Genomic DNA, 23,218 nt, shown 5'->3' on the forward strand with positions numbered 1-23,218 from the left:
AACGCTGTCGCAAAACGCGGCCCCTCCTAAAAAACAAAACCCGCCGAAAAATATCAACGGGTTTGTCAGCAGCCTGAGGCCGGAGTGAAAACTCCGGCCTTTTCTGCGTTACGTATCCATCAAACCTCTGACAGCTTTGCCGGTGGCGTCGGGCGCACCCGCGCCACCACAATGACCAGCGCCAGCAAGACCAGCCCCGCACCGACGGCATAAGGCATACCCGCAAAGACGAACGGCGCATTCATGCCGGTGAACACGGCGAAAAGCTGCGTGAAGATAAGCGGACCGATGATGGTCGTAATACTCGATACGCTTGTCAGCGCCCCTTGCAATTCGCCCTGCGCGGAAGGCGGAACCTTGCCTGCCGCAATACTGCGCAGCGGCGGATCGGCCAGACCTTCCAGCGCCGTCAGGAAGATGACGGCATAAACCATCCAGCCTTCCCATGCGATGGCGTAGCCGATCATGCCCAGACAAGAGAACAGCACACCAGTGATCGCCGTGCGCCGCTCGCCAAGCACCGGCAGAACTCTTGGCAGAACCAGCGCCATCACGATTGCCGCGCCGATACCGAAGAGCCCGAGCGACAGACCAATCTGGGCTTCGCTCCAGTTATAGCGATAAGCACCGACGAAGGCCCAGACGGACGGATAGACGGCATGAGCCAGCCAGAACAGGAAGAAGACCAGCACCACCCAGCCGATGCCCGGATAATTCCGCATCTGCTTGAGCGCGCCGAGCGGATTGGCTCGGGCAAACTGGAAGGTGCGCCGGTTTTCTCGTGTCAGCGTTTCAGGCAACAGGAAATAGGCCAGAACGAAGTTGATGAAGGACAGGAACGCCGCTCCGTAGAACGGAACGCGCGGACCGAATTCACCCAGCAAGCCGCCCAGAACAGGACCGAGTGCGAAACCGACACCGAAGGCAATGCCGATCAGGCCGAAATTGCGCGCGCGATTACTGTCATCGCTGACATCGGCAATGTAGGCGGAAGCGGTCGCGAAGCTCGCTCCGCTGATACCCGCCAGAACACGACCGACAAACAGCATCCAGTAGGAGGCTGCAAGCGCGCAGATCAGATTGTCGAGCGCGAAGGTGAAGATCGAGGCGAGCAGCACCGGGCGACGCCCGAAACGATCACTCAGATTGCCGATCATCGGCGCAAACAGGAACTGCATCCCGGCATAAACCAGCAAGAGCCAGCCGCCATCCACGGCTGCGGTACTGATATCCGCGCCGGTCAGCTCTTCAAGAAAGGTCGGCAGAACCGGCATGATGATTGCAATGCCGATAATGTCGAGAAACAGTGTCATAAAGACGAGTAACAAGCCCCGCCGTACAAACTGGGGATCATGCATGGGACACCTGAAATATGCTCCACGACAGACAAGGTGGAACATTCATAAATTGTGTTGATTAGAAAACGCGCGCGCTATCGCCGCTCAAAGCTGAGCGTCACGCTTGTAAATCGGAAAAAGGCCGCGCCGGTGCGAAAGCATTTATCTGGAAAATTATTTCACGACAAGACGAATATTGCAGGCTTTAGACAAAAAGGACAGGGCTTCCCTGCATAAAGAAAAAGGCGGTCGAAACCGCCTTTTTCTACAGTATCGCAGTAGCTTTAAACGTCGCCGCTAAACGTATCGCACATTTCCAGCTTGCCACTATCGAAACCGCGCTGGAACCACTTGGCGCGCTGGGCAGATGTTCCATGATTAAAGCTCTCCGGCACCACATAACCCTGACTGCGCCGCTGCAGCGTATCGTCGCCGATCTGATGTGCCGCGTTAAGCGCTTCTTCGAGGTCGCCTGCTTCCAGAATACCCTTCTGCTCCGTGTAATAGCCCCATACTCCCGCGAAGCAATCGGCTTGAAGTTCGACGCGCACCGACATCTGGTTCGCTTGCGCTTCGCTCATCTGCTGGCGCATCTGGTTGAACTTGGGCAGGATGCCCAGAAGATTCTGGATGTGATGGCCCACTTCATGCGCAAGGACATAGGCCTGCGCAAAATCGCCGGAAGCACCGAAGCGGTTTGCCAGTTCCTTGTAGAAACTCAGGTCTATGTAGAGCTTGCGGTCACCGGGGCAGTAGAACGGGCCGGAGGCAGCGGAAGCAAAGCCGCAGGCCGAACGGACCTGACCGGAAAACAGCACCATGGTCGGCGGCGTGTAGGTCTGGCCACGCGACTTGAAAATGCCGCTCCAGACGTCTTCCGTCTCCGCCAGCACCGTACGAGCGAACTGCGTTGTTTCGTCATTGGCAACATTACCGCCCTCGGCAACCGTTCGGCCGGATTGCCCGGCCTGCTGGGTTACGCTCGGCCCCATGCTGCCATCCCCGAACAGAATCGGCAGCGGGTCGATGCCAACTGCGCGCAACACGAAGAACATCACCACCAGAATGAGAATGCCGGAAATTCCGCCGCCGCGAACGATTCGAAAACCGGGCCCGCCAAGACCGCCACCGCGACCGAAGCCGCCGCCAACCCCACCACCCTGCTCTCCGCGCAGATCTTCCACATTGTCGCTTTGCCTACGGCCTTGCCAGCGCATTGACCAACTCCCCTGCACCGTGCCGCTCACAACGAAGCAGCACCAAACTATACCTGTAATTGTCGCATAAAGAGTTGGCACGGCAACATAAAAAGTAAATGGCAGCATCAATCACAAACGAAGACTCTTTCGCAATATAGAACCGGCCCTCGCCCCTTTGCCGCAGTCAATCAAAACTTTTGCCTCCATGGCCAAGAATTTCCGTGAATGCCCGCATTTTCTTTGAAATAAAACGATTTGTGGGGTTCCGCTTATCGAAATGATTGCCTATAAGGCCCGCTTAGCCCACAGAATTCATACGCTGCCAACCCGCCGGTAAACCGTGCGGGCTTTTCTGGCAGGCTAAATCAGCATGATCCCGAAACACGGGGACCGGTTTTCGGACAAGATCATGCACGCGAAGAAGATAGGATGAGCGCCCATGCCGAAACGTACAGATATCAAATCGATCCTGATTATCGGCGCGGGCCCCATTGTCATTGGCCAGGCTTGCGAGTTCGACTATTCGGGCACGCAGGCTTGCAAGGCGTTGAAAGAGGAAGGCTACCGCATCATCCTCGTCAACTCCAACCCGGCCACGATCATGACCGATCCCGATCTGGCGGACGCGACCTATATCGAGCCGATCACGCCGGAAGTCGTCGCCAAGATCATCGCCAAGGAGCGCCCGGACGCGATCCTGCCGACGATGGGTGGCCAGACCGCGCTCAACACCGCGCTTTCGCTGCGCCGCATGGGTGTGCTTGAACGTTATAACGTCGAGATGATCGGCGCCAATGCCGATGCTATCGACAAGGCCGAAGACCGCGCACTCTTCCGTGAAGCCATGGACAAGATCGGCCTTGATACGCCGGAATCCAGGCTCGCAAACGCCACCGAAATCAAGGACGAAGACCGCAAGCGTCACGAAGCCAAGCGCGCTGAAGTGAAGTCGCAGTTTTCCGGCGACGAGCTGGACAAGGCGCTCGACAAGCTTGAAACAGAATGGCAGCTCGGCGAAGTCGAGCGCAAGCAGCGCTACATGACGCACGCACTTGCAAAGGCTGCGCAGGCGCTAGACGTGGTTGGTCTTCCTGCCATTATCCGCCCAAGCTTCACGCTCGGCGGTACGGGCGGCGGTATTGCCTATAACCGCCAGGAATTCTTCGAAATCATCGAGCGCGGTCTGGATGCATCGCCGACGACCGAAGTTCTGATCGAAGAGTCGGTTCTCGGCTGGAAAGAATATGAAATGGAAGTCGTCCGCGACAAAGCGGACAACTGCATCATCATCTGCTCGATCGAAAATCTCGATCCGATGGGCGTGCATACCGGCGACTCGATCACCGTTGCACCAGCGCTGACGCTAACCGACAAAGAATACCAGATCATGCGTAACGCCTCGATTGCGGTACTGCGCGAGATCGGCGTCGAAACCGGCGGCTCCAACGTGCAGTTCGCGATCAACCCGGCCAACGGCCGCATGATCGTCATCGAAATGAACCCGCGCGTGTCGCGTTCGTCCGCTCTGGCGTCGAAGGCAACCGGCTTCCCGATTGCCAAGGTCGCAGCCAAGCTTGCCGTCGGCTACACGCTTGACGAACTGGACAACGACATTACCGGCGGCGCAACGCCTGCCTCGTTCGAACCGTCGATCGATTATGTCGTCACCAAGATCCCGCGTTTCGCCTTCGAAAAGTTTCCCGGCTCCTCGCCGATCCTGACCACCGCCATGAAGTCGGTCGGTGAAGTCATGGCCATTGGCCGTACCTTCCAGGAAAGCTTGCAGAAGGCGCTACGCGGACTTGAAACCGGCCTGACGGGCCTCGATGAAATCGCCATTCCCAACATCGAGGAAGGCGATGAAAAGAACGCGATCCGCGCCGCCATCGGCACGCCGACGCCGGATCGTCTGCGCATGGTCGCGCAGGCAATGCGTCTCGGCCTGACCACCGAGCAGGTGCATGACGCATCCAAGATCGATCCGTGGTTCCTCGAACAGATCGAAGCCATCGTGAAGACCGAAGAGCGCATTCGCGAACACGGCCTGCCGCAGGACGCCGAAAACCTGCGCATGCTGAAAGCCATGGGCTTCTCCGACGCCCGCCTTGCCAGCCTGACCGGCAAGGATGCGGAAGACGTGGCCAAACTGCGCACCGAACTGGATGTGCATCCGGTCTATAAGCGCATCGACACCTGCGCGGCCGAATTCGCCTCGCCGACCGCCTATATGTACTCGACCTATGAAACGCCTTTCGTCGGTGAGCCGCGTTCGGAAGCCGAAGTTTCGGATCGCAAGAAGGTCGTCATTCTCGGCGGCGGCCCGAACCGTATCGGTCAGGGCATCGAGTTCGACTATTGCTGCTGCCATGCGGCCTTCGCGCTCGGCGATGCCGACTACGAAGCCATCATGATCAATTGCAACCCGGAAACGGTTTCGACCGATTACGACACCTCGGATCGTCTCTACTTCGAGCCGCTGACGGCGGAAGACGTGCTGGAAATCCTGCGCGTTGAAAAGGAAAAGGGCACGCTGCACGGCGTTATCGTCCAGTTCGGCGGCCAGACCCCGCTCAAGCTCGCCAATGCGCTTGAAAAGGCCGGAATCCCGATCCTCGGCACCTCGCCGGACGCCATCGACCTTGCGGAAGATCGCGACCGTTTCCAGAAGCTTCTCATCAAGCTCGACCTCAACCAGCCGAAGAACGGCATCGCCTATTCAGTCGAACAGGCGCGCCTTGTCGCCGCCGATCTCGGCTTCCCGCTGGTCGTGCGTCCGTCCTATGTTCTGGGCGGCCGCGCCATGCAGATCATCCACGACGAGCGCGGATTGCAGGCTTACCTGCTCGACACCGTGCCTGAACTGGTGCCGGAAGACATCAAGGCCAAGTATCCGAACGACAAGACCGGCCAGATCAACACGCTGCTCGGCAAGAACCCGCTTCTGTTCGATACCTATCTGACGGAAGCCATCGAAGTGGACGTCGATTGCCTCTGCGACGGCAAGGACAGCCTTGTTGCGGGTATCATGGAGCATATCGAGGAAGCCGGTATCCATTCGGGTGATAGCGCCTGCTCGCTGCCGGTCCATACGCTTTCGCCGGAAATCGTTGCGGAACTGGAACGCCAGACGGCAGCGCTTGCCAAGGCGCTTCACGTCGGTGGCCTGATGAACGTGCAGTTTGCGATCAAGGATGGCGAGATCTTCATTCTCGAAGTCAATCCGCGCGCATCGCGTACGGTTCCATTCGTCGCCAAGACAGTCGGCACACCGATTGCCAAGGTTGCAGCCCGCATCATGGCAGGCGAAAGCCTCGAAGCAGCACTTGGCGCCTATGGCGGCAAGCCGCAGTCGACAGCACGCCCGCACATTGCAGTCAAGGAAGCTGTGTTCCCGTTCGCCCGTTTCCCCGGCGTCGATACGCTGCTCGGACCGGAAATGCGCTCGACCGGCGAAGTCATGGGCCTCGACTACGACTATGCGCTGGCTTTCGCGAAGGCACAGCTTGGCGCTGGCGTGGAATTGCCGCGTGAAGGCACGGTCTTCGTATCCGTCCGCGACGAAGACAAGGAACGCGTGCTCGGCCCCGTCCGCCTGCTGGCAAGCATCGGCTTCAAGGTCATGGCAACCGGCGGCACGCAGAAGTTCCTCGAAGCCAACGGCGTCGAAGCGACCAAGATCAACAAGGTCATTGAGGGCCGTCCGCATGTGGAAGACGCGATCCGCAATCGCCAGATCCACCTGGTCTTCAACACGACGGACAGCGCAAGTGCTGTTTCCGATAGCAAGTCGATCCGCCGCGCAACGCTGATGCAGAAGCTGCCTTATTACACGACCATGGCCGGTGCGGAATCTGCCGCCGAAGCCATCGCCGCACTCAAGGCCGGATCGCTGGAAGTGCGCCCGCTGCAGGATTACTTCCGCTAATCACATAGCCAAAAAGATAGAAAAGCCGTCGGTCAATCCGGCGGCTTTTCTCATGCCGTTTTGAGAGCTGGCAGTTCCAGAGGCTTTCCGGAAGGATCGTCCTCCAGATTAACCTGCTGCGTGAAAAGCCCGTCATGCAGATGCGGCTTGCCGAGATGAATGACGGCAGCATCTTTCAGTTCGCTGTTCAGCAGGTCGCGAATCCGGTCATAGGCTTCGGCGTCGAGGCCATCGAGCGCACCATCGATGACGATCCACGCCGGTTTCTGCAAGATCAGGCGGGCAAAGGCGATGCATTGGCGCTCATCGTCCGTCAGGACGCGGTCCCAACGCGCAACGCGGTCGAGGCTCGTGGAGAGTCGTTCAAGCCCGGCCCGTCGCAGCACGTTTTCCAGATCCGCTTCGGAAAACTTCTTCATATCGAGCGGATAGACGAGCACGCCCCTGAGGTTGCCCGGCGGAAAATAAGGTGCGCGCGGCATGAAGGCGACACCATCGCCGGCGGGCATACCGATCCGCCCCTCGCCCCATGGCCAAAGCCCGCCCAATGCGCGGAACAATAATGTTCTTTGCGTCTCGGTCCCGCCCGTCACAAGCACGCGATCGCCGGGCCGTACCGAAAAGGCCTTGCGGGAAAGCTTCACACACTGATCGGGAGCGGCGATGGAAACATCGTCCAGCGTCAGCCTGTCATCATCATTCGCCGCAAGCTCGATCTGCCGGTCGAGACGGCCGAGTGCATCCATATGCAGTACCGCCTGGCGGAAACTCGCCACACGCAGCAGCGTCGCCCGCCAGTCGGCAATCGCACCGAAATTATCGACAAACCAGCGCAGCGCATTGTGTACCTGTGTAAACGCGCCAACTGCCATCATCAGCCCGCCGAATGTCAGCCCGCCGCCGAAATAGACCGGAGCCGCGACAAGAATTGGTGCCACGATTGTCAGCCAGCCATAACCGGCGGTCACCCAGGTCAGCCGCGTCGTCGCATAGACGATCTTGCGGATCGCACCCAGAACCGCGTCGATATCCAGATCGAGACGACGTCTTTCATCCCCTTCGCCGCGCGACAGGGTGATGGCGTCCACATGCTCATTGACCCGCATCAGCGATGCGCGGAAATCCGCTTCGCGCGCATAGCGATTGGCGTTGATGTTGACCAGACTGCGCCCGACGATCCATGTGAGCCAGGAGGCGGAAGCCGCATAAAGGATGACGGCCCAGACCATATAGCCGGGGATCGAGAAACTGTAGCCAGCGATATGGAACACGAAACCGCTCGACAGCGACCACAACACCCCCACGAAACTCACCAGAATAACGGTGGACTGAAGCAGGTTTATGCCAAGATCGCAGGAAGTTTCGGCCAGATGGCGTGCATCCTCATGCAAACGTTGATCGGGATTGATGCCGATTTCGCCAGCATTGGCCAGACGAAATGCCCGGCCCGGTACAAGCCATTGCCCGACCAGATCGCGCGCCAGTCCCTCACGCATTTTGAGCTTGAACATCTGGTTAAGCCAGGTTTGCGATACATTGAGTACAAGCAGACTGCCCGCAATCCCGAAGAAAACCATCAGCTGGTGGAAGAAAGCCTGCAAATCCCGACGGGAGAGCGCATCGTAGAAAGGTTCGTTCCATCGATTGATGGCGACCTGTCCGATGGCGATCAGCACGATGAGAACGAAAATGCCGGTCCCCAGCGCAATCAGTGTATTGCGTACCGGCGAGACCATAAAGGCCCCGACCATCATCGAAACTTGAGAGAAGAGATCGGTTCCGTCGCGTGATGGCGTGCCGCCGATCAACTTCGCCGAACTCTTGCGCAGGCGCTCGGTGACACTGCGCTTGGGCTTCCTGCGGCGGCGTTCCTTCTTAGGCGCGTTTTGCTTCGTCTTGTCCTTGCCTGGTTCAGACGTCATGTCCTGCCTCGCTGCCCACCCGTCCGGCTCAGTTTTGCAGATATATTTTGCAACATGCTGAATATCTACGTCACGTGGAAGTCAAAGATAGGAAATCAGCACGCTTTTCCGGCAAACCGCTTATGATGGGTCACAACAATATGCAGGTTTTACGGCAAATCATTCGTTGCAATTATGGCCTGAACGCTAACCCTGCCGGAACATTCCATGACCGTCACGATCCAACCCATCGACAAAGTGCTTATTTATGCAACGTGGAACAACCGGCTTCTCGTTTTCGCAGAACCGGATTTTCCTGATACGCCGCTTCAGGTGCCGGGCGGCACTGTGGATACGGGAGAAGACATTCTCGCCGCCGCCTACCGCGAATTCACCGAGGAAACCGGCCTTCTTTATGACGATGGCATGATCCATCTCGAAAGCTTCGACTATGATTATCTGGAAAGAGGACAGAGAGAGCTTCACCGCCGTCACTGTTTTCACCTGCAATTGAGAGTCGCGACGCCTGAAACCTGGGATCACTATGAAATGTCGCCATGCGACGGGGGCGCCCCGATTCTGTTCCGGCTGTTCTGGCTCGACCGAGCGAACGCGCAAAACCGTCTCGGACTCGGTATGGCAGAAAGCCTTGGTAAAATCAGTTTCTAGTTGGCAATGTAGCTGTCTTGTGCTGGTCAAGTTTGTCGCATATAGTTAGCGCATCGATTTTTCGGTCGAGTGACTTTGCGACCCGTGCGGCCCGCCGTGCTTCCTGACGATCTCCTGTCCATAAATTCGATTCACAGGGACGTGTGCGAAGCATACGGACTACTCTACTACTAATGTTACAAAGGAATTTCCCATGGCTACGGGAACAGTTAAGTGGTTCAATACGACCAAGGGCTTCGGCTTCATCCAGCCTGACCAGGGCGGCACGGACGTTTTCGTTCACATCTCCGCCGTTCAGCGCGCTGGCCTTGCCACGCTCGATGAAGGTCAGAAGGTTTCTTACGAAATCGTTCAGGACCGCCGTTCGGGCCGTTCGTCTGCCGACAACCTCGTCGCAGCATAAGTTTTGCCGCAAGGCAGAGAAAAGGCGGGCCCTCGGGCCCGCTTTTTTATTGTCTGTTTTAACCAGTCCCTGCCAGCGCGCTCGCGCCAAGCATGACGGCGGCAATCAGCGCCGCAATGGTGCGGACGTGGTTCCACATAGTCCAGTCGCGGACATAAGCGAGCCAGACATCTGCCGAAGCCGCAGCATTGGCATCCATCGCCGCAAGCTGGTTATTCAGCGGCACATTAAGAGCCATCGTCACGCCGATCGTGCCGACGAGATAAACGGCAGCGCCGATCATCGCCCATTTCGACAGCCCCCCAAAGCCCATCAATCCCAGTACGATAATCGCCAGACACAACAATGCCGTGCCGAAGAAGACGGCAAAGAACGTGCCGTTGATGACGGTGACATTGATCGACTGCATCGCCGTTATACCCGCATCGGCCGGAATACGTGCCAGCGCGGCCATCACAAAACTTGAGAACGCATAGAAGATGCCGCCTGTAATAGCGCTTCCCCATGCAGTCAGCAGAACAAGCAGTTGGAAACTTGTCGTCATGATCGTCCCTCCACGTCTGCATGAAACATGCAGCATGGCGCTCACAATGCACGCTTAGCTCGCAGGCATAAAGCACAACCGCCCGTTCCAATCAGTTTTTTGCGTTAATATGTCAGCATTGCTGATCGATCTGTTCGTTTCGGCAACACATTTTTGCGAAATCCGGCAATTGCCGATGAAATCACAATCCTTCTGTTGCGCTTCCGGCGCCGATGGGACATAGAAAACCCGCAAAACCGGACCTGCCCGGTGCCGGTTAACAGAGCCTGCCATCTATGGAGATCTATCATGGCATTTCTCGCCGACGCCCTTTCCCGTGTAAAGCCATCTGCGACCATCGCGGTCAGCCAGAAAGCACGTGAACTGAAAGCCAAGGGCAAGGACGTGATTGGTCTCGGAGCGGGTGAGCCCGACTTCGACACGCCCGCAAATATCAAGCAGGCTGCCATCGACGCGATCAATCGCGGCGAAACGAAGTACACGCCGATTTCCGGTATCCCTGAACTGCGTCAGGCCATCGTTGCCAAGTTCAAGCGCGAAAACGGCCTCGACTACAAGCCGGAGCAGACCATCGTTGGCACCGGCGGAAAGCAGATTCTGTTCAACGCCTTCATGGCGACACTGAACCCCGGCGATGAAGTCATCATTCCCGCCCCCTACTGGGTCAGCTATCCTGAAATGGTGGCGATCAACGGCGGCAACCCCGTCTTCATCAACACGAAGATCGAAGACAATTTCAAGCTGACCGCTGCCGATCTGGAAAAGGCCATCACGCCCAAGACCAAGTGGCTGATCTTCAACTCGCCGTCGAACCCGACCGGCGCGGCTTACACGGAAGCAGAACTCAAGTCCCTGACCGACGTTCTCGTTCGTCATCCGCATGTCTGGATTCTGACCGACGACATGTATGAGCATCTGGTCTATGGCGATTTCGTCTTCACGACCCCTGCTCAGGTCGAGCCTTCGCTTTACGACCGCACGCTCACCATGAACGGCGTGTCGAAGGCCTATGCCATGACCGGCTGGCGCATCGGTTACGCCGCAGGCCCGCTACAGCTCATCAAGGCCATGGATATGGTTCAGGGTCAGCAGACCTCCGGCGCCTGCTCCATCGCGCAATGGGCCGCAGTCGAAGCACTCAATGGCACCCAGGATTTCATTCCGGAAAACAAGAAGATCTTCCAGGCGCGCCGTGATCTGGTCGTGTCGATGCTCAATCAGGCCAAAGGCATCCAGTGCCCGACGCCGGAAGGTGCCTTCTACGTCTATCCGTCTTGCGCAGACCTGATCGGCAAGAAAACGGAAGCAGGCAAGGTCATTGAAACCGACGAAGACTTCGTCACCGAATTGCTGGAAGCAGAAGGCGTCGCCGTCGTTCACGGTTCGGCTTTCGGACTTGGACCGAACTTCCGTATTTCCTATGCAACGTCGGATACGCTGCTTGAAGAAGCCTGCACCCGCATCCAGCGCTTCTGCGCCAGCCTGCGCTAAACAGGTCGAACCGAAAATAACAAAGGGGCCGAGAGGCCCCTTTTTCGTGCCTGCAATTCGAGAAAACAAATGAGACTTGGCGAAAAGCCAAAAAAAAAGCCAGACAAATGTCTGGCTTTGAGTTTTGAAGGTGCCTTCGAGGCAAACCTCCAGAGGGGAACACTCAGCCTGCGCAAATGGGAGGAGGAAACGCAGCACTGAGATGATCCTTATATGCCTCTTGCCCATTGTTTTTGCAATGCGACTTTAGCGCAATGCAGCTATGCGTTTTACGCATGTCTTGATCAGAGCATAAATCAATTTAAAAACAACAACTTATGACGATATGAATTACTTCGTAATATTATAATGTGCAGATCGATCGCCTAATGCATGAGCAGCGGCGAAACAACGATGCCTCCAAATGCGGCAAATCACCCTTTTTGAGTCGCTCCAAGCAGATGTCATGCAACTGTCACTGCAGTGCAGCGGGCCTGTCACACAACACGCCTAAAAGCCCCGGCAAGATGCCGCGCATGGCGCGCCCGGCACATGTGCAGCGCGTAAAAAGCCGTTGCGACAAGAGACAGACCCGAGAAGGAGCGTACCCGTGCGGATCGTTCAGATTACAGACACCCACCTCAGCCCCATCAAGCCGCACTTCAACCGCAACTGGGAACCGCTCGTTGCCTGGATCGATGAGCAGAAGCCGGATCTGGTCATCCATACTGGCGACCTGACGGTTGATGGCGCCGATGTGGAGGCCGACCTTCTGTTCTGCCGTACTTGTCTGGACGAGCTTCCTGCCCGCGTTCTCAGCCTTCCCGGTAATCACGATATCGGCCACCTTCCCGAAAGCCACCAGCCGGTCAATGCGCAGCGCCTGATGCGCTGGCGTCGGCATATCGGCCCGGATCGCTGGGCGGAAAATTTCGGCAACTGGCGCATCATCGGCCTCAACAGCCTTGTCATCGGCTCCGGCGAAGCCGAAGAAGCGGAACAGTTTCAGTGGTTCGAAGACGAATTGAAGAATAGCGGCGGCAAGCCCGTCGCCGTCTTCGCCCACAAGCCGCTCTTTGTGGACGACCCGGAAGAAGGGGACAGCGGTTACTGGGGCATTCGCCCTGCCCCGCGCCAGCGTCTTTATGATCTTTTCACGCAATATAATGTGCAGCTCCATGCCAGCGGCCATCTGCACCGCGCCTGGTCGGGCGACGCTTTCGGCACGAACTATGTCTGGGCGCCTGCCGCCGCCTTCATCGTTGGACCGATGGAACGCGACCTGCCCGGCGAGCGCATTCTCGGCGCTGCCATTCACGATCTCGACGAGGTCGCGACGAGCAGTATCGTTCGCATCGATGAGCTGACGCCCTATGTCATCGATGACGTGGTGCATGAAGTCTATCCCCACCACTCCGGCGATAGCGAGAAAGTCACCGAGGAGGCAAGCCAGTGAGCACGCTCGTCCTTCGCGACATCGGCAAATCCTACGGGGGCAACCGCATTCTCGATGGCATTTCCATCGAAGCCGCGGAAGGTGAATTCATCGCCCTCGTCGGCCCGTCGGGCTGCGGCAAGAGTACGTTGCTGCGTATTCTCGCCGGTTTGGACCATGCCGATGAAGGAAGCGTGGAGCTTGCAGGGCGCAACATAACCGGCGCTCACCCCGCTGACCGGAACATCGCCATGGTGTTCCAGTCCTACGCTCTCTATCCCCACCTGACGACAGCGCAGAATATCGCGGTGCCGCTTGCGATGCGTGATCTGACCGCCGTGGAACGCCTGCCCATGATCGGCGCGTTCATTCCCGGTCAGCGCAGCAAGCGCGCCGCCATTCAAAAACAGGTCAAGGCAACCGCAACGAGCCTCAAGATCGACCACCTGCTCGACCGCAAGCCGGGCCAGATGTCTGGTGGCCAGCGTCAGCGCGTGGCCCTTGCCCGCGCGCTCGTCCGTCAGCCCGGCGCATTCCTGATGGATGAGCCGCTATCGAACCTCGATGCCAATCTACGTGTTCACACTCGTGCGGAAATCGTCGAACTGCATCGCCGCGCCGGTGTCCCCACCATCTACGTGACCCACGATCAGGCTGAAGCACTCAGCATGGCCGACCGCGTTGCGGTGATGATGGGCGGCAAGCTGCTCCAGATCGACACGCCGACTGCGATCTATAATGATCCGCGCCATATCGAGGTTGCGCAATTCATCGGCACGCCGCGCATCAATATTCTGGAAGCTTTGGTCAGCGATAATGGCACGGTGCATTTTGCAGGCCGCGCCATCCTGCAGGATGTCGCCGCCCATTCCGGCACCGATATCCGTATCGGCGTTCGTCCTGAGCATTTTCAGCTCAAGCCGCACGACAAGACAGGCATTGCGGGCACGGTTTCGCGGATCGAATTCCTCGGTTCGGAAGTTCTCGTCTATCTCAAGGCTCCCGGCGCTTCGCAGGATCTCACTGTGAAGCTTTCACCCGAAGAGGCTCGCAACATGGCCATTGGCCTCCCCGTCGGCCTGCATTTCGATGCCAGCAACGCCTATCTCTTCGGAGAAGATGGACTGCGCCTGCGCCAGCCCGCCGGAAATATCGTCAAGACGGCATCGCCGGAAAAGGCTGCCGCTCATGTCTGATATGACGCTATCCAGCCATGCAGCCATTGGCGCACGGACGGCAGCTGAGGAAGCCCGCCGCCGTGAAGAACGGCTGGCATGGAAACTGGCAGCTCCAGCCATCATTTTGACGGTACTGCTGATCCTCCTGCCGACAGCCGCCGTCATTTTCTGGAGCCTGACCAATTTCGAGCTTGGCTATGACGGTTTTGAATTCATTGGACTGGAAAACTATGCCGAACTCTTCAACGACCGTACGTTTCTGATCTCGCTGAAGAACACCGCCATCTATACCGCCATCGTCGCGCCCGCTTCCGTCTTTCTCGGTCTCGGCGTAGCCCTCCTTATCGAAGGCGAAGTTCGCGGCAAATCCTTCTTCCGCACGGTTTACTTCCTGCCGGTGGCTTCGCTCCTCGTCGCCATGGCCACCGTCTGGCAATATCTGCTGCATCCGACGCTGGGCCCCGTTAACGCCATGCTGGGCATGATCGGCATTGCCGGTCCCAACTGGCTCGGCTCCAGCGAGACGGTGCTGCTCAGCCTCGCACTGATCGGCATCTGGCAGAGCGTCGGCTTCAACATGGTGCTGTTTTTGGCCGGTCTCACGGCCATCCCGCGAGAACTCTACTCGGCAGCCGAAGTGGACGGCGTGAAAAACAGTTGGGAACGCTTCCGGCTGGTCACATGGCCCCTGCTCGGCCCGACCACGCTATTCGTCACAACAATCAGCATCATCAATGCCGTGAAGGTGTTCGAGACGGTCAAGACGCTGACCGAAGGCGGCCCGAACAAGGCTTCTGAAGTGTTGCTCTGGACTATTTATCAGGAAGGCTTCGTCTATCTGCGCGTCGGCTATGCCTCCGCCATGACGGTGATCTTTCTCGCGGTCCTCGTGATCCTGATGATGCTGCAATTCCGCGTGCTGGACCGCCGCACCCACTATTGAGGGGACCTCCCATGTCGCTTGCACGTTCGATTCGCCTCGGCATTCTGTCACTGGGGGCCCTGCTGTTTCTGGCGCCCTATATCTTCATGCTGTCGACAGCGGCAAAATCCCAGCAGGATATTTTCTCGTCTTCCTTGTCGCTGATCCCGCACAACTGGGCGCTATGGGATAATCTTTCCAAAGCATTCAGCCGTGTGCCGATGGGGCTTTTGCTGTTTAACGGCGTGGTCGTCTGCGCGCTCGTTCTGGTCATTCAGGTCGTGGTCGCAATTCCCTGCGCCTATGCCATGGCAAAGCTCAATTTCCGCGGCCAGCGCACTATGATGATGATGGTCATGCTCGGCCTGCTCGTGCCGATCCATGCCACCGCATTGCCCTTCTACGTAGGTTTCAACCAGCTCGGCGTGCTCAACAGCTATTTTGCTCTCAGCGCTCCGTTCTTCATCTCGGTCTTCGGCATATTCCTGTTCCTGCAGTTCTTCCGCGCCATGCCGGATGATCTGATCAGTGCCGCTCGCCTCGACGGCATGTCGGAAGCAGGCATCGTCATGCGAGTGATCGTACCCAATGCCTGGCCTGCCATCACCGCCTTCTCGATCTTCTCGGTTGTCGCGCACTGGAACGACCTGTTCTGGCCGCTGATCGTCGTCAACGGCATGGAACGCGCCACGCCGCCGCTCGGCCTCCTCTATTTCCGCGCTGCGGAAGCAGGCGATGATTACGGAGCGCTGATGGCCGCAACTCTCATCATCACCCTGCCGCTGCTGCTGGCATTTCTCGCCGCCCAGCGCCGCTTCATCGAAGGCATCACCCTCACCGGCCTCAAGGGCTGAATTCTTCCCTCCCATCCTCCACAGGAGTTCAAACATGAAACGCTTTTCAGGCGCACTTGCCGCTCTGGCCATGGTAACCGGCCTCGGTTCGCCCGCCTTCGCTGACACGACGCTGAACGTGCACTATCCGATGCCGGGCTTCTTCAAGGATGTCATGGCCGACATCTCCAAGAAGTTCATGGAAGAAAATCTGGACATCAAGATCAACTTCGTCAGCCCGTCTGCAACCTACGAAGAAGGCATCCAGACGATCATGCGTCAGGCCGGGACGTCTGAAATGCCTGATATCACCTTCACCGGTTTGAACCGCCTGCGTGTTCTGGCGGAACGCAATATCGGCGTCGACATGAAGCCGTTGGTCGAAAAAGAAGCCGATATGGAAGCGCAGGGCTTCACCGATCACCTGCTGAGCCTCGCCCGCGTCGGCGACCGTCAGGTCGGCCTTGCTTTCGCAACCTCCAATCCGATCATGTATTACAATGCCGATCTTCTGAAAGCGGCAGGCGGTAATCCCGACACTCCCCCCACCACCTGGGACGAAGTGATTGAGCTCGGCGGCAAGATCAAGGCCCTCGGCAACGGCAATGAGGGCATCGACTTCCGCTGGCAGGGCGACGACTGGATGTTCTCAGCCCTTCTGTTCGGCGCGGGCGGCACCATGCTGACCGATGACGAGAAGAAGGTTGCCTTCAACGGTCCGGAAGGGCTTGAAGCCTTCAAGCTGGTTGACCGCATGGTGAAGGAAGGCGGCATGCCGGTTCTGACCAAGGCTGCGGGCGAACAGGCTTTCGCGGCTGGCAAGGTCGGCTTCTCGTTCCAGACGACTGGCGCGCTGCGCAACACGATCAAGAATGTTGGCGACAAGTTCGATCTTCGCACAGCGAAAATCCCGCTTATCAACGCTGAAAAGGGTCGTCTGCCAACCGGCGGCAACGCGGTTGTCATCCTGACCGAAGATCAGGCCAAGCAGGATGCGGCGTGGAAATTCGCCAAGTTCGCCGCCGGACCATACGGTGCTTCCGTTGTGGTTCCCGGCACCGGCTACGTGCCGAACAACGAGCTCGCTGCGAAGTCCGACGAATATCTCGGCAAGTTCTATGAGGAGAATCCGCTTTTCAAGGCTGGCCTCAGCCAGATGTCGCTGATGATCCCATGGTACGCCTTCCCGGGTTCGAATGGCGTGAAGGTAACGCAGACCATCGTGGACAATCTTTCGCGTGTCGTCGAGCAGTCCGCCACGCCGGAAGATGCCCTTGCCGATGCCGCGAAGGAAGTCCAGCGCCTCTTGCCGCGCAAGTAATCAGCCATCACCAACAACAAAAGGCCGCGCTGATTGCCAGCGCGGCCTTTTTTAAATCGCAAGCTGCAATCAATAAGTCCAGTTTCGGGCCTTCGAAAACAGGAAGTCACGGAATGCATGCAGTTTCGCGGAGTTCTTCAAGGCTTCCGGATAGCAGAAGAACGTATCGAAGGATGGTATCTCTTCCAGTTCCGGCAGAAGCTGCACCAGCCCGGATTCCTTGTCGGCCATATAATCGGGCAGAACCGCAATGCCGACGCCGCGCTGCACAGCGCGACGGATCGACAGCAGATTGTTCACCTGCAGAGCCGGAATGCGTGTGCTGCCATCGGTACGTCCGGCAATCTCCAGCCAGTTCAGACCTGTAAGATAGCTTGGCGCCGGTTCACCGAAGGTCACGACGCGATGCTGGTCGATCTCGTCTATCGAATTCAGCTTGCCATATTTCGAAACATATCCGGCCGATGCATAGACATGCATATGCACCGTGAACAGTCGGCGCTGGATCAGGTCCGGCTGCTGCGGCTGCCGCAACCGGATGGCACAATCCGCATGGCGCATCGTCAGATCCAGTTCCTCATTGTCGAGGATCAGCTGGAGCTGGATATCGGGATAAAGCTCGACGAATTCTTGAATGCGCTCGACCAGCCAGCCGGACCCAAGACCAACAGTCGTCGTCACGCGGAGACGACCTGTCGGCTTTTCCTTGCTTTCTGCCAGTTTCGAGCGAACGTTTTCGAGCTTCATCAGCACGTCATGTGCCGTGCGATAAAGTGTTTCGCCCTGCTCGGTCAGGATCAGACCGCGCGCATGACGATGAAACAGCGGGACGCCGACATCCTGCTCCAGCGCGCTCACCTGACGCGAGATGGCCGATTGCGACAAATGCAATGTCTGGGCTGCGTGGGTGAACGACCCAGCCTCAGCCGCAGCATGAAAAATGCGCAGTTTATCCCAGTCGAGCGGAGCGACCACGATTATCCCCTCTCATTGTTTTCACCGCATTCATCTTATGCAAAACCGCCCCACACCTTTGGCCAGGAAATGCTTTACTCCGCAGCTTCGTGCAGCGGCTCCTGTGCAGCAAGCCAGCGCTCGGCTTCAAGAGCAGCCATGCAACCCAAACCGGCGGCTGTCACAGCCTGCCGATAAATATCGTCCGTCACATCGCCCGCAGCGAAGATGCCCGGAACGTCGGTAGCCGTCGAATCGGGTGCGGTCCATAGATAGCCGTTTGGCTTCTGCTTGAGTTTGCCCTCGAACAAAGAAACCGCAGGTGCGTGGCCGATAGCGACAAAAACACCATGCGTGTCGAGTTCCTGCGTCTCGCCCGTCACCACGTTCTTGAGGCGCACGCCGGTCACGGTCGCGCCCATGGGCGGCTTTGCCTCCGTGCCGAGGATTTCGTCGATCACACTGTTCCAGATCACGGAGACGTTCTGGCGCGCAAGCAGGCGATCCTGCATGATTTTTTCTGCACGGAAGCCGTCGCGGCGATGCACGACCGTCACGCTCTTGGCGATATGCGACAGATAAAGCGCTTCCTCGACAGCGGTATTGCCGCCGCCGACGACGACCACATCCTTGCCGCGGTAGAAGAAACCGTCACAGGTTGCGCAAGCCGAAACGCCGCCGCCCATGAAGGTCTGCTCGCTGTCGAGGCCAAGCCACTTGGCCTGTGCACCCGTGGCGATAATCAGGGCATCGCAGGTATAGATCGTGCCGGAATCACCCTTCAGGCGGAAAGGCCGCACGGTGGTTTCAACCTCGGTGATGATGTCATGGACGATCTCTGCGCCGACATTCTGCGCCTGCGTCGCCATCTGGTCCATCATCCATGGCCCCTGCACCGGATCGGCATAGCCCGGATAGTTTTCCACATCGGTGGTGATCATCAGCTGCCCACCCTGTTGCAGCCCGGCAATGACAATGGGCTTCAGCATGGCGCGGGCGGCATAAATCGCCGCAGTATAACCAGCAGGACCTGAGCCGATGACTATGACTGGCGCGTGACGCTGTGACATGAAGTTCTCTCCGGTCCCGGAGCGTTTCGACCTGACCCGGCCGGATCAGCGCTCCAATGTTTGTTTTCACTCGTTTGCATTTGCGGCACCTTGCCCAAAAATGTTCCACACTTTTGGGGGTGCACTCTAAAATCGATTTAAAGTCGCGACTCCAGCTCTTCAGAATCGCTTTCGCGCCCTGTTCAGCCAATGCCTCGACATTATGGCCAAGGTAGGTCTGCCCCCGATTGTTTGCAAGGTTCCACAGGGATTTGCTGTGCTTTAGCCACAGCTTGTGACCTTTAAGCAAACCCTTTGATAACCACACGTTGCGGGTGGATCGATCTCACGCTAAACAAACATCACATAAGGGACAATTCGCCTAACTTCGGAGCCGGCCGCCATCTATAAAACAGTCGCCAATATCTGCGCGCGTTTCGGCCTCGTCATGGCTGCCGCCATGCTCCTGCCTGCCGCAATCGACCTGCGCGACGGAAGCGACGACTGGCTGGTTTTCGTCCGTTCCGCCGCAGCGACCGGCGCGCTGTCCGCCCTGATATTGCTGGCCACGCAGAACCAGACAATGCGCTTCACCCCACGGCTCGGGTTTCTGCTGACAGCCTGCCTCTGGCTCACGGCAAGCTTTCTCGGCTCGATTCCCCTCTATTTTTCGCATTTGCCGATCAGCTATGCGACAGCATTCTTCGAGGCCATGTCGGGCGTCACATCCACCGGTGCCACCGCACTGACCGGACTCGACAACATGCAGCGCGGCATTCTTTTGTGGCGCTCGCTTCTTTGCTGGATCGGGGGCGTCGGCTTTATCGGCCTGGCGCTCTTGATGCTGCCCTCCCTGCGGGCGGGCGGGCTTGCGCTCTTTCATATGGAAAATTCCGACAAGTCTGAAAAGATCCTCCCGCGCATGAACCAGATTGCGCTGGGTATCGTGCTTGCTTATCTCAGCCTGACCGCTGCCTGTATCATCGCCTATTTTGCCGTTGGCATGAGTGTGTTCGACGCCATCAATCATGGCCTGACGACCGTTGCCACGGCAGGCTTTTCCACCCACGACAGTTCAATCGGCTTTTATGAAGGAAACCGCCTGCTCCTGGTGGTGTCCACGATATTCATGGCGCTGTCAGCGCTGCCCTTCGTGCTTTACATCAAGGCCTTCATGCCGCGCCGCATGGAATCGCTCGCCGATCCGCAAGTGAAACTGTTCTTCTCAATCGTGATCGGGTTCAGCTTCGCGCTCGCGGTGGTACTGCGGCTCGGATCCGATGTGCCTTTCGGCGACGCATTGATTTCGGCCTCGTTTCATTTCGTGTCGGTCATGACGACGACAGGCTATGCGACGGAAGACTATTCTCTCTGGGGACCGCCTGCGATCGGAATTTTCTTTCTTGCGTCGTTTCTGGGCGGCTGTGCCGGATCGACATCGGGCGGCATCAAGATGAACCGCCTCATCATTCTGTGGAGCCTGACGCAGGCTAATCTCGCCCGGCTCATTATGCCGCACGCCGTCATCAAGATCCGTTACGGCAGCTCGGAAATTTCCGGCGAAATCGCGCAGAACGTGCTTCTGTATCTGTTTCTCTATTGTGCTTCGCTCATTACAGGTGCGGTGCTGCTCGCCGCGCTTGGACTTGACTTCGTTTCGGCCTTCACCGGCGCCCTGACCGCGCTTTCCAATGTCGGCCCTGGTTTGGGCGATACTATTGGTCCCGTTGGCAACTTCTCAACCATTCGGGACCCGGCCTTATGGGTCCTTTCCTTCCTGATGCTGGCCGGGCGTCTGGAACTCGTTACCGTGTATATCCTGTTCACTCGTGCTTTTTGGGTGCGTTGACAGAACGTTATGCGGTTTACATCCGCCTGTTTCATTTGATATGAGCAGGATTAGATTGCGCCACGATGGCGACGAATGTTCTATAATTACCCCGGAATGAAATTTCCTTGCGCGCGGAGTTACGCATGCCGATCAAGGCCGATCTGGATGAAATCGATTGGAAAATCCTTCGGGAGCTCCAGAACAACGGGCGCATCACCAATGTCGAGCTGGCCGAACGTGTCGGCATTTCGGCCCCGCCTTGCCTTCGCCGTGTGCGCAAGCTGGAAGAAAGTGGCGTCATCCGGGGTTATCGCGCCATTCTCAATGGCAATTCGCTCGGACAGGACCTCGTTGCATTCTGCTCGGTCGGCCTTCATCGTCAGGCCGATGCGGACCTCAAGGCGTTTGCAGAGAAAACCAAGCAATGGCCGCTGGTACGCCGCGCCTGGATGGTTTCGGGCGAATCCGATTTTCTGCTGCATTGCGTGGCGCGTGATCTCAACACGTTCCAGACCTTCGTGATCGAAGAGCTGACCGCCGCGCCCAATGTGGATTCGGTGCGCACCGCGCTCACCATTCGTCCGGTCAAGGACGAACCGCTGATGATTCTCTGAAATTATTTGCCGGCGAATACGCGCTCGTAAACGCCGCTGATCGCAGCGGCTTCCTTTTCAAGCGGAAAGGTGGCGCGAACATGCCTGAGAGCATTTTCGCCGTCGCGTTCGGCCAGCGCCGGGTCTGCCAGATAGGGCTCGATTGCCTTGCGCAGGGCTTCGCCGTCGCCAGCCGCAACCGATGTCCCGGTGCCATTCACGATCATTTCCGCATAGGCGCCCGCATCGCTGGCGACGACCGCCGTTTGCGACGCCATGGCTTCAAGCGGCGTCAGTCCGAAACCTTCATTGCGCGAAGGTGCAACATAAAGCGTCAGGCGACGATACCAGACACGGATATCCGGCACTTCCCCCAGAATGAGGATACGATCCTGCAGGCCGGCAGCGGCGATCTTCGCCTTCAAAGCATCCTCGAAAGACTGGTGTTCAGCAGTCGTTCGTCCGGTAATGATCGCCGTCCAGTCCGGATATTTCGGCAGAAGCGCGATCATCGCATCGACAAAAAGATCCGTTCCCTTGGAGGAACGCACGCGGCCGAAACAGCCGACCGCATATTTTCCGGGCAGGCCCGACGCCGCGAAACTGTCCTCGTCATCGACAGGCGGATGGAACCGCTGCAGGTCCACACCATGCATGATGACCTGATGCGGAACTTCGAGAAAACTCCCCGACCGACCGCTCGTCGCAATCACCGCATTCATGCGACGGATAAGCCATTTGGTAAAAGGCTTGTGGTGGCGTTGTGCGGCCGAGGTGAAGATCAGCCGCAATTTCATGCGCAGCACATCGCGCATGAAAATACCGGCAAGCATTTCGATATTGCGCCGCGCATGCCAGATGCGGAACGGTTTCGTCCTTGGTTTCGACCAGAAGGACCAAAGCGCGCTCCATCCCAGATGCGGAAGCGTATCCGGCAGGCCCGGCCCCATCGTCGCAATATTCAGGCCCTTCGCGCGCTGCAAGGGGATCAGCTGAACGATTGTCGATGTGACACCGGAGAGGCGGCGCTTGAAATTCGGCGCCACCACCTCGACGTCCTGAACCCGAACCTGTCCGGAATCTGGCTTATGAGCGAGCACGGAAATCAGACGAACTTCAAACCGACGATTTCGTAGGAACGCGAACCGCCAGGTGCGTTGACTTCAATCGTATCGCCTTCGCCCTTGCCGATCAGCGCGCGCGCAATCGGGGATGAAATGGAGATGCGGCCTTCCTTCACATCGGCTTCCTGATCGCCGACGATCTGGTAGATTTTCTCTTCTTCCGTGTCTTCGTCGATCATGGTGACGGTGGCGCCGAACTTGATGCGGTCGCCCGACAGTTTCGAAACGTCGATAATCTCGGCACGCGCAACCAGATCTTCCAGTTCGTTGATACGACCTTCATTCAGGCTTTGGGCTTCTTTCGCAGCGTGATACTCGGCGTTTTCCGACAGGTCGCCATGCGCACGCGCTTCAGCGATTGCCTCAATAATCCGAGGGCGCTCCGATTGCTGGCGCCAGCGCAGCTCTTCCTTGAGCTTTTCGAAACCGCCAGGGGTCATAGGGAACTTTTCCATACCCAGTCCTTTCCTTCGCCCGGTGCTCGCCTCTCCCCGAGGTATTGCCGCACCGGCATCTTGATTTGCCCGCCT

General features: G+C 57.9%; 19 protein-coding genes and 1 pseudogene. 12 read left to right on the plus strand and 8 right to left on the minus strand.

Annotation, left to right across the window (positions count from 1 at the left end; genetic code table 11):
• Nucleotides 1–119 precede the first annotated feature (119 nt).
• Together JNC70_RS14320 and ypfJ are read right to left on the minus strand one after the other, a co-directional pair.
• Nucleotides 120–1,358 carry a TCR/Tet family MFS transporter gene (locus JNC70_RS14320; protein WP_104755997.1) on the minus strand — a complete coding sequence of 413 codons (1,239 nt, stop codon included), beginning with the start codon at nt 1,356–1,358 and terminating at the stop codon, nt 120–122.
• Between the two features lie 263 nt (nt 1,359–1,621).
• Nucleotides 1,622–2,554: a KPN_02809 family neutral zinc metallopeptidase gene (gene ypfJ / locus JNC70_RS14325; RefSeq protein WP_104755998.1), complete on the minus strand. Its 933-nt coding sequence runs from the start codon at nt 2,552–2,554 to the stop codon at nt 1,622–1,624.
• Between the two features lie 421 nt (nt 2,555–2,975).
• On the opposite strand from ypfJ, the gene carB reads away from it, so the two are divergent.
• Complete coding sequence (gene carB / locus JNC70_RS14330) at nt 2,976–6,461, plus strand: carbamoyl-phosphate synthase large subunit (protein WP_104755999.1); 3,486 nt, start codon at nt 2,976–2,978, stop codon at nt 6,459–6,461.
• Between the two features lie 50 nt (nt 6,462–6,511).
• Here carB and JNC70_RS14335 read toward each other — a convergent pair whose 3' ends face one another.
• Nucleotides 6,512–8,383: an ABC transporter ATP-binding protein/permease gene (locus JNC70_RS14335; RefSeq protein WP_104756000.1), complete on the minus strand. Its 1,872-nt coding sequence runs from the start codon at nt 8,381–8,383 to the stop codon at nt 6,512–6,514.
• Nucleotides 8,384–8,590: 207 nt separating this feature from the next.
• Between JNC70_RS14335 and JNC70_RS14340 the strand changes: the two genes are divergently transcribed.
• Both JNC70_RS14340 and JNC70_RS14345 read left to right on the plus strand, forming a co-directional pair.
• Nucleotides 8,591–9,031 carry an NUDIX hydrolase gene (locus JNC70_RS14340; protein WP_104756001.1) on the plus strand — a complete coding sequence of 147 codons (441 nt, stop codon included), beginning with the start codon at nt 8,591–8,593 and terminating at the stop codon, nt 9,029–9,031.
• 193 nt (nt 9,032–9,224) lie between these two features.
• The gene (locus tag JNC70_RS14345; RefSeq protein WP_006471898.1) at nt 9,225–9,434 is read left to right on the plus strand and encodes a cold-shock protein; all 210 of its coding nucleotides are present in this window, start codon (nt 9,225–9,227) and stop codon (nt 9,432–9,434) included.
• A gap of 58 nt (nt 9,435–9,492) precedes the next feature.
• Here the strand turns inward: JNC70_RS14345 and JNC70_RS14350 are convergent, their stop codons facing one another.
• Nucleotides 9,493–9,978, minus strand: coding sequence for an anthrone oxygenase family protein (locus JNC70_RS14350; protein WP_104756002.1), 486 nt, complete (start codon nt 9,976–9,978; stop codon nt 9,493–9,495).
• A 288-nt stretch (nt 9,979–10,266) separates the two neighbouring features.
• Here JNC70_RS14350 and JNC70_RS14355 point away from each other — a divergent pair, with 288 nt between their 5' ends.
• From JNC70_RS14355 to JNC70_RS14385, 7 genes and pseudogenes are all read left to right on the plus strand, one after another.
• Nucleotides 10,267–11,469 carry a pyridoxal phosphate-dependent aminotransferase gene (locus JNC70_RS14355; RefSeq protein WP_104756003.1) on the plus strand — a complete coding sequence of 401 codons (1,203 nt, stop codon included), beginning with the start codon at nt 10,267–10,269 and terminating at the stop codon, nt 11,467–11,469.
• A gap of 16 nt (nt 11,470–11,485) precedes the next feature.
• Nucleotides 11,486–11,675, plus strand: a pseudogene (locus JNC70_RS14360) (hypothetical protein).
• A gap of 383 nt (nt 11,676–12,058) precedes the next feature.
• Complete coding sequence (locus tag JNC70_RS14365) at nt 12,059–12,904, plus strand: metallophosphoesterase family protein (RefSeq protein WP_104756004.1); 846 nt, start codon at nt 12,059–12,061, stop codon at nt 12,902–12,904.
• On the plus strand, nt 12,901–14,079 hold the full coding sequence (locus JNC70_RS14370; protein ID WP_104756005.1) for an ABC transporter ATP-binding protein: 1,179 nt from the start codon (nt 12,901–12,903) through the stop codon (nt 14,077–14,079). The genes JNC70_RS14365 and JNC70_RS14370 overlap by 4 nt, the downstream gene beginning before the upstream one ends.
• Nucleotides 14,072–15,004, plus strand: a complete 933-nt coding sequence (locus JNC70_RS14375) for a carbohydrate ABC transporter permease (protein WP_104756006.1) — start codon at nt 14,072–14,074, stop codon at nt 15,002–15,004. The genes JNC70_RS14370 and JNC70_RS14375 overlap by 8 nt, the downstream gene beginning before the upstream one ends.
• An 11-nt stretch (nt 15,005–15,015) precedes the next feature.
• Nucleotides 15,016–15,837 (plus strand): carbohydrate ABC transporter permease, encoded by an 822-nt coding sequence (locus tag JNC70_RS14380; RefSeq protein ID WP_104756007.1) that lies wholly within the window; start codon nt 15,016–15,018, stop codon nt 15,835–15,837.
• Nucleotides 15,838–15,871: 34 nt separating this feature from the next.
• Nucleotides 15,872–17,137, plus strand: coding sequence for an ABC transporter substrate-binding protein (locus tag JNC70_RS14385; protein ID WP_104756008.1), 1,266 nt, complete (start codon nt 15,872–15,874; stop codon nt 17,135–17,137).
• 69 nt (nt 17,138–17,206) lie between these two features.
• On the opposite strand, the gene JNC70_RS14390 is transcribed toward JNC70_RS14385, so the two are convergent.
• Nucleotides 17,207–18,112 carry a LysR family transcriptional regulator gene (locus JNC70_RS14390; protein ID WP_104756009.1) on the minus strand — a complete coding sequence of 302 codons (906 nt, stop codon included), beginning with the start codon at nt 18,110–18,112 and terminating at the stop codon, nt 17,207–17,209.
• A gap of 74 nt (nt 18,113–18,186) precedes the next feature.
• Nucleotides 18,187–19,161: a thioredoxin-disulfide reductase gene (gene trxB, locus JNC70_RS14395; RefSeq protein ID WP_104756010.1), complete on the minus strand. Its 975-nt coding sequence runs from the start codon at nt 19,159–19,161 to the stop codon at nt 18,187–18,189.
• Between the two features lie 427 nt (nt 19,162–19,588).
• On the opposite strand from trxB, the gene JNC70_RS14400 reads away from it, so the two are divergent.
• Both JNC70_RS14400 and JNC70_RS14405 read left to right on the plus strand, forming a co-directional pair.
• A complete protein-coding gene (locus tag JNC70_RS14400; RefSeq protein WP_104756011.1) occupies nt 19,589–20,989 on the plus strand; it encodes a TrkH family potassium uptake protein in 1,401 nt (466 codons plus the stop codon).
• A 125-nt stretch (nt 20,990–21,114) separates the two neighbouring features.
• Entirely contained in the window at nt 21,115–21,585 is a 471-nt protein-coding gene (locus JNC70_RS14405; protein WP_006471903.1) for an Lrp/AsnC family transcriptional regulator, read from the plus strand.
• A 2-nt stretch (nt 21,586–21,587) separates the two neighbouring features.
• On the opposite strand, the gene JNC70_RS14410 is transcribed toward JNC70_RS14405, so the two are convergent.
• Entirely contained in the window at nt 21,588–22,664 is a 1,077-nt protein-coding gene (locus JNC70_RS14410) for a glycosyltransferase family 4 protein (protein ID WP_104756012.1), read from the minus strand.
• 5 nt (nt 22,665–22,669) lie between these two features.
• On the minus strand, nt 22,670–23,143 hold the full coding sequence (gene greA / locus JNC70_RS14415; RefSeq protein ID WP_104756013.1) for a transcription elongation factor GreA: 474 nt from the start codon (nt 23,141–23,143) through the stop codon (nt 22,670–22,672).
• Between the last annotated feature and the right edge of the window lie 75 nt (nt 23,144–23,218).

The sequence above is a fragment of the Brucella oryzae genome, from assembly GCF_041929965.1.
Classification (GTDB): domain Bacteria; phylum Pseudomonadota; class Alphaproteobacteria; order Rhizobiales; family Rhizobiaceae; genus Brucella; species Brucella oryzae.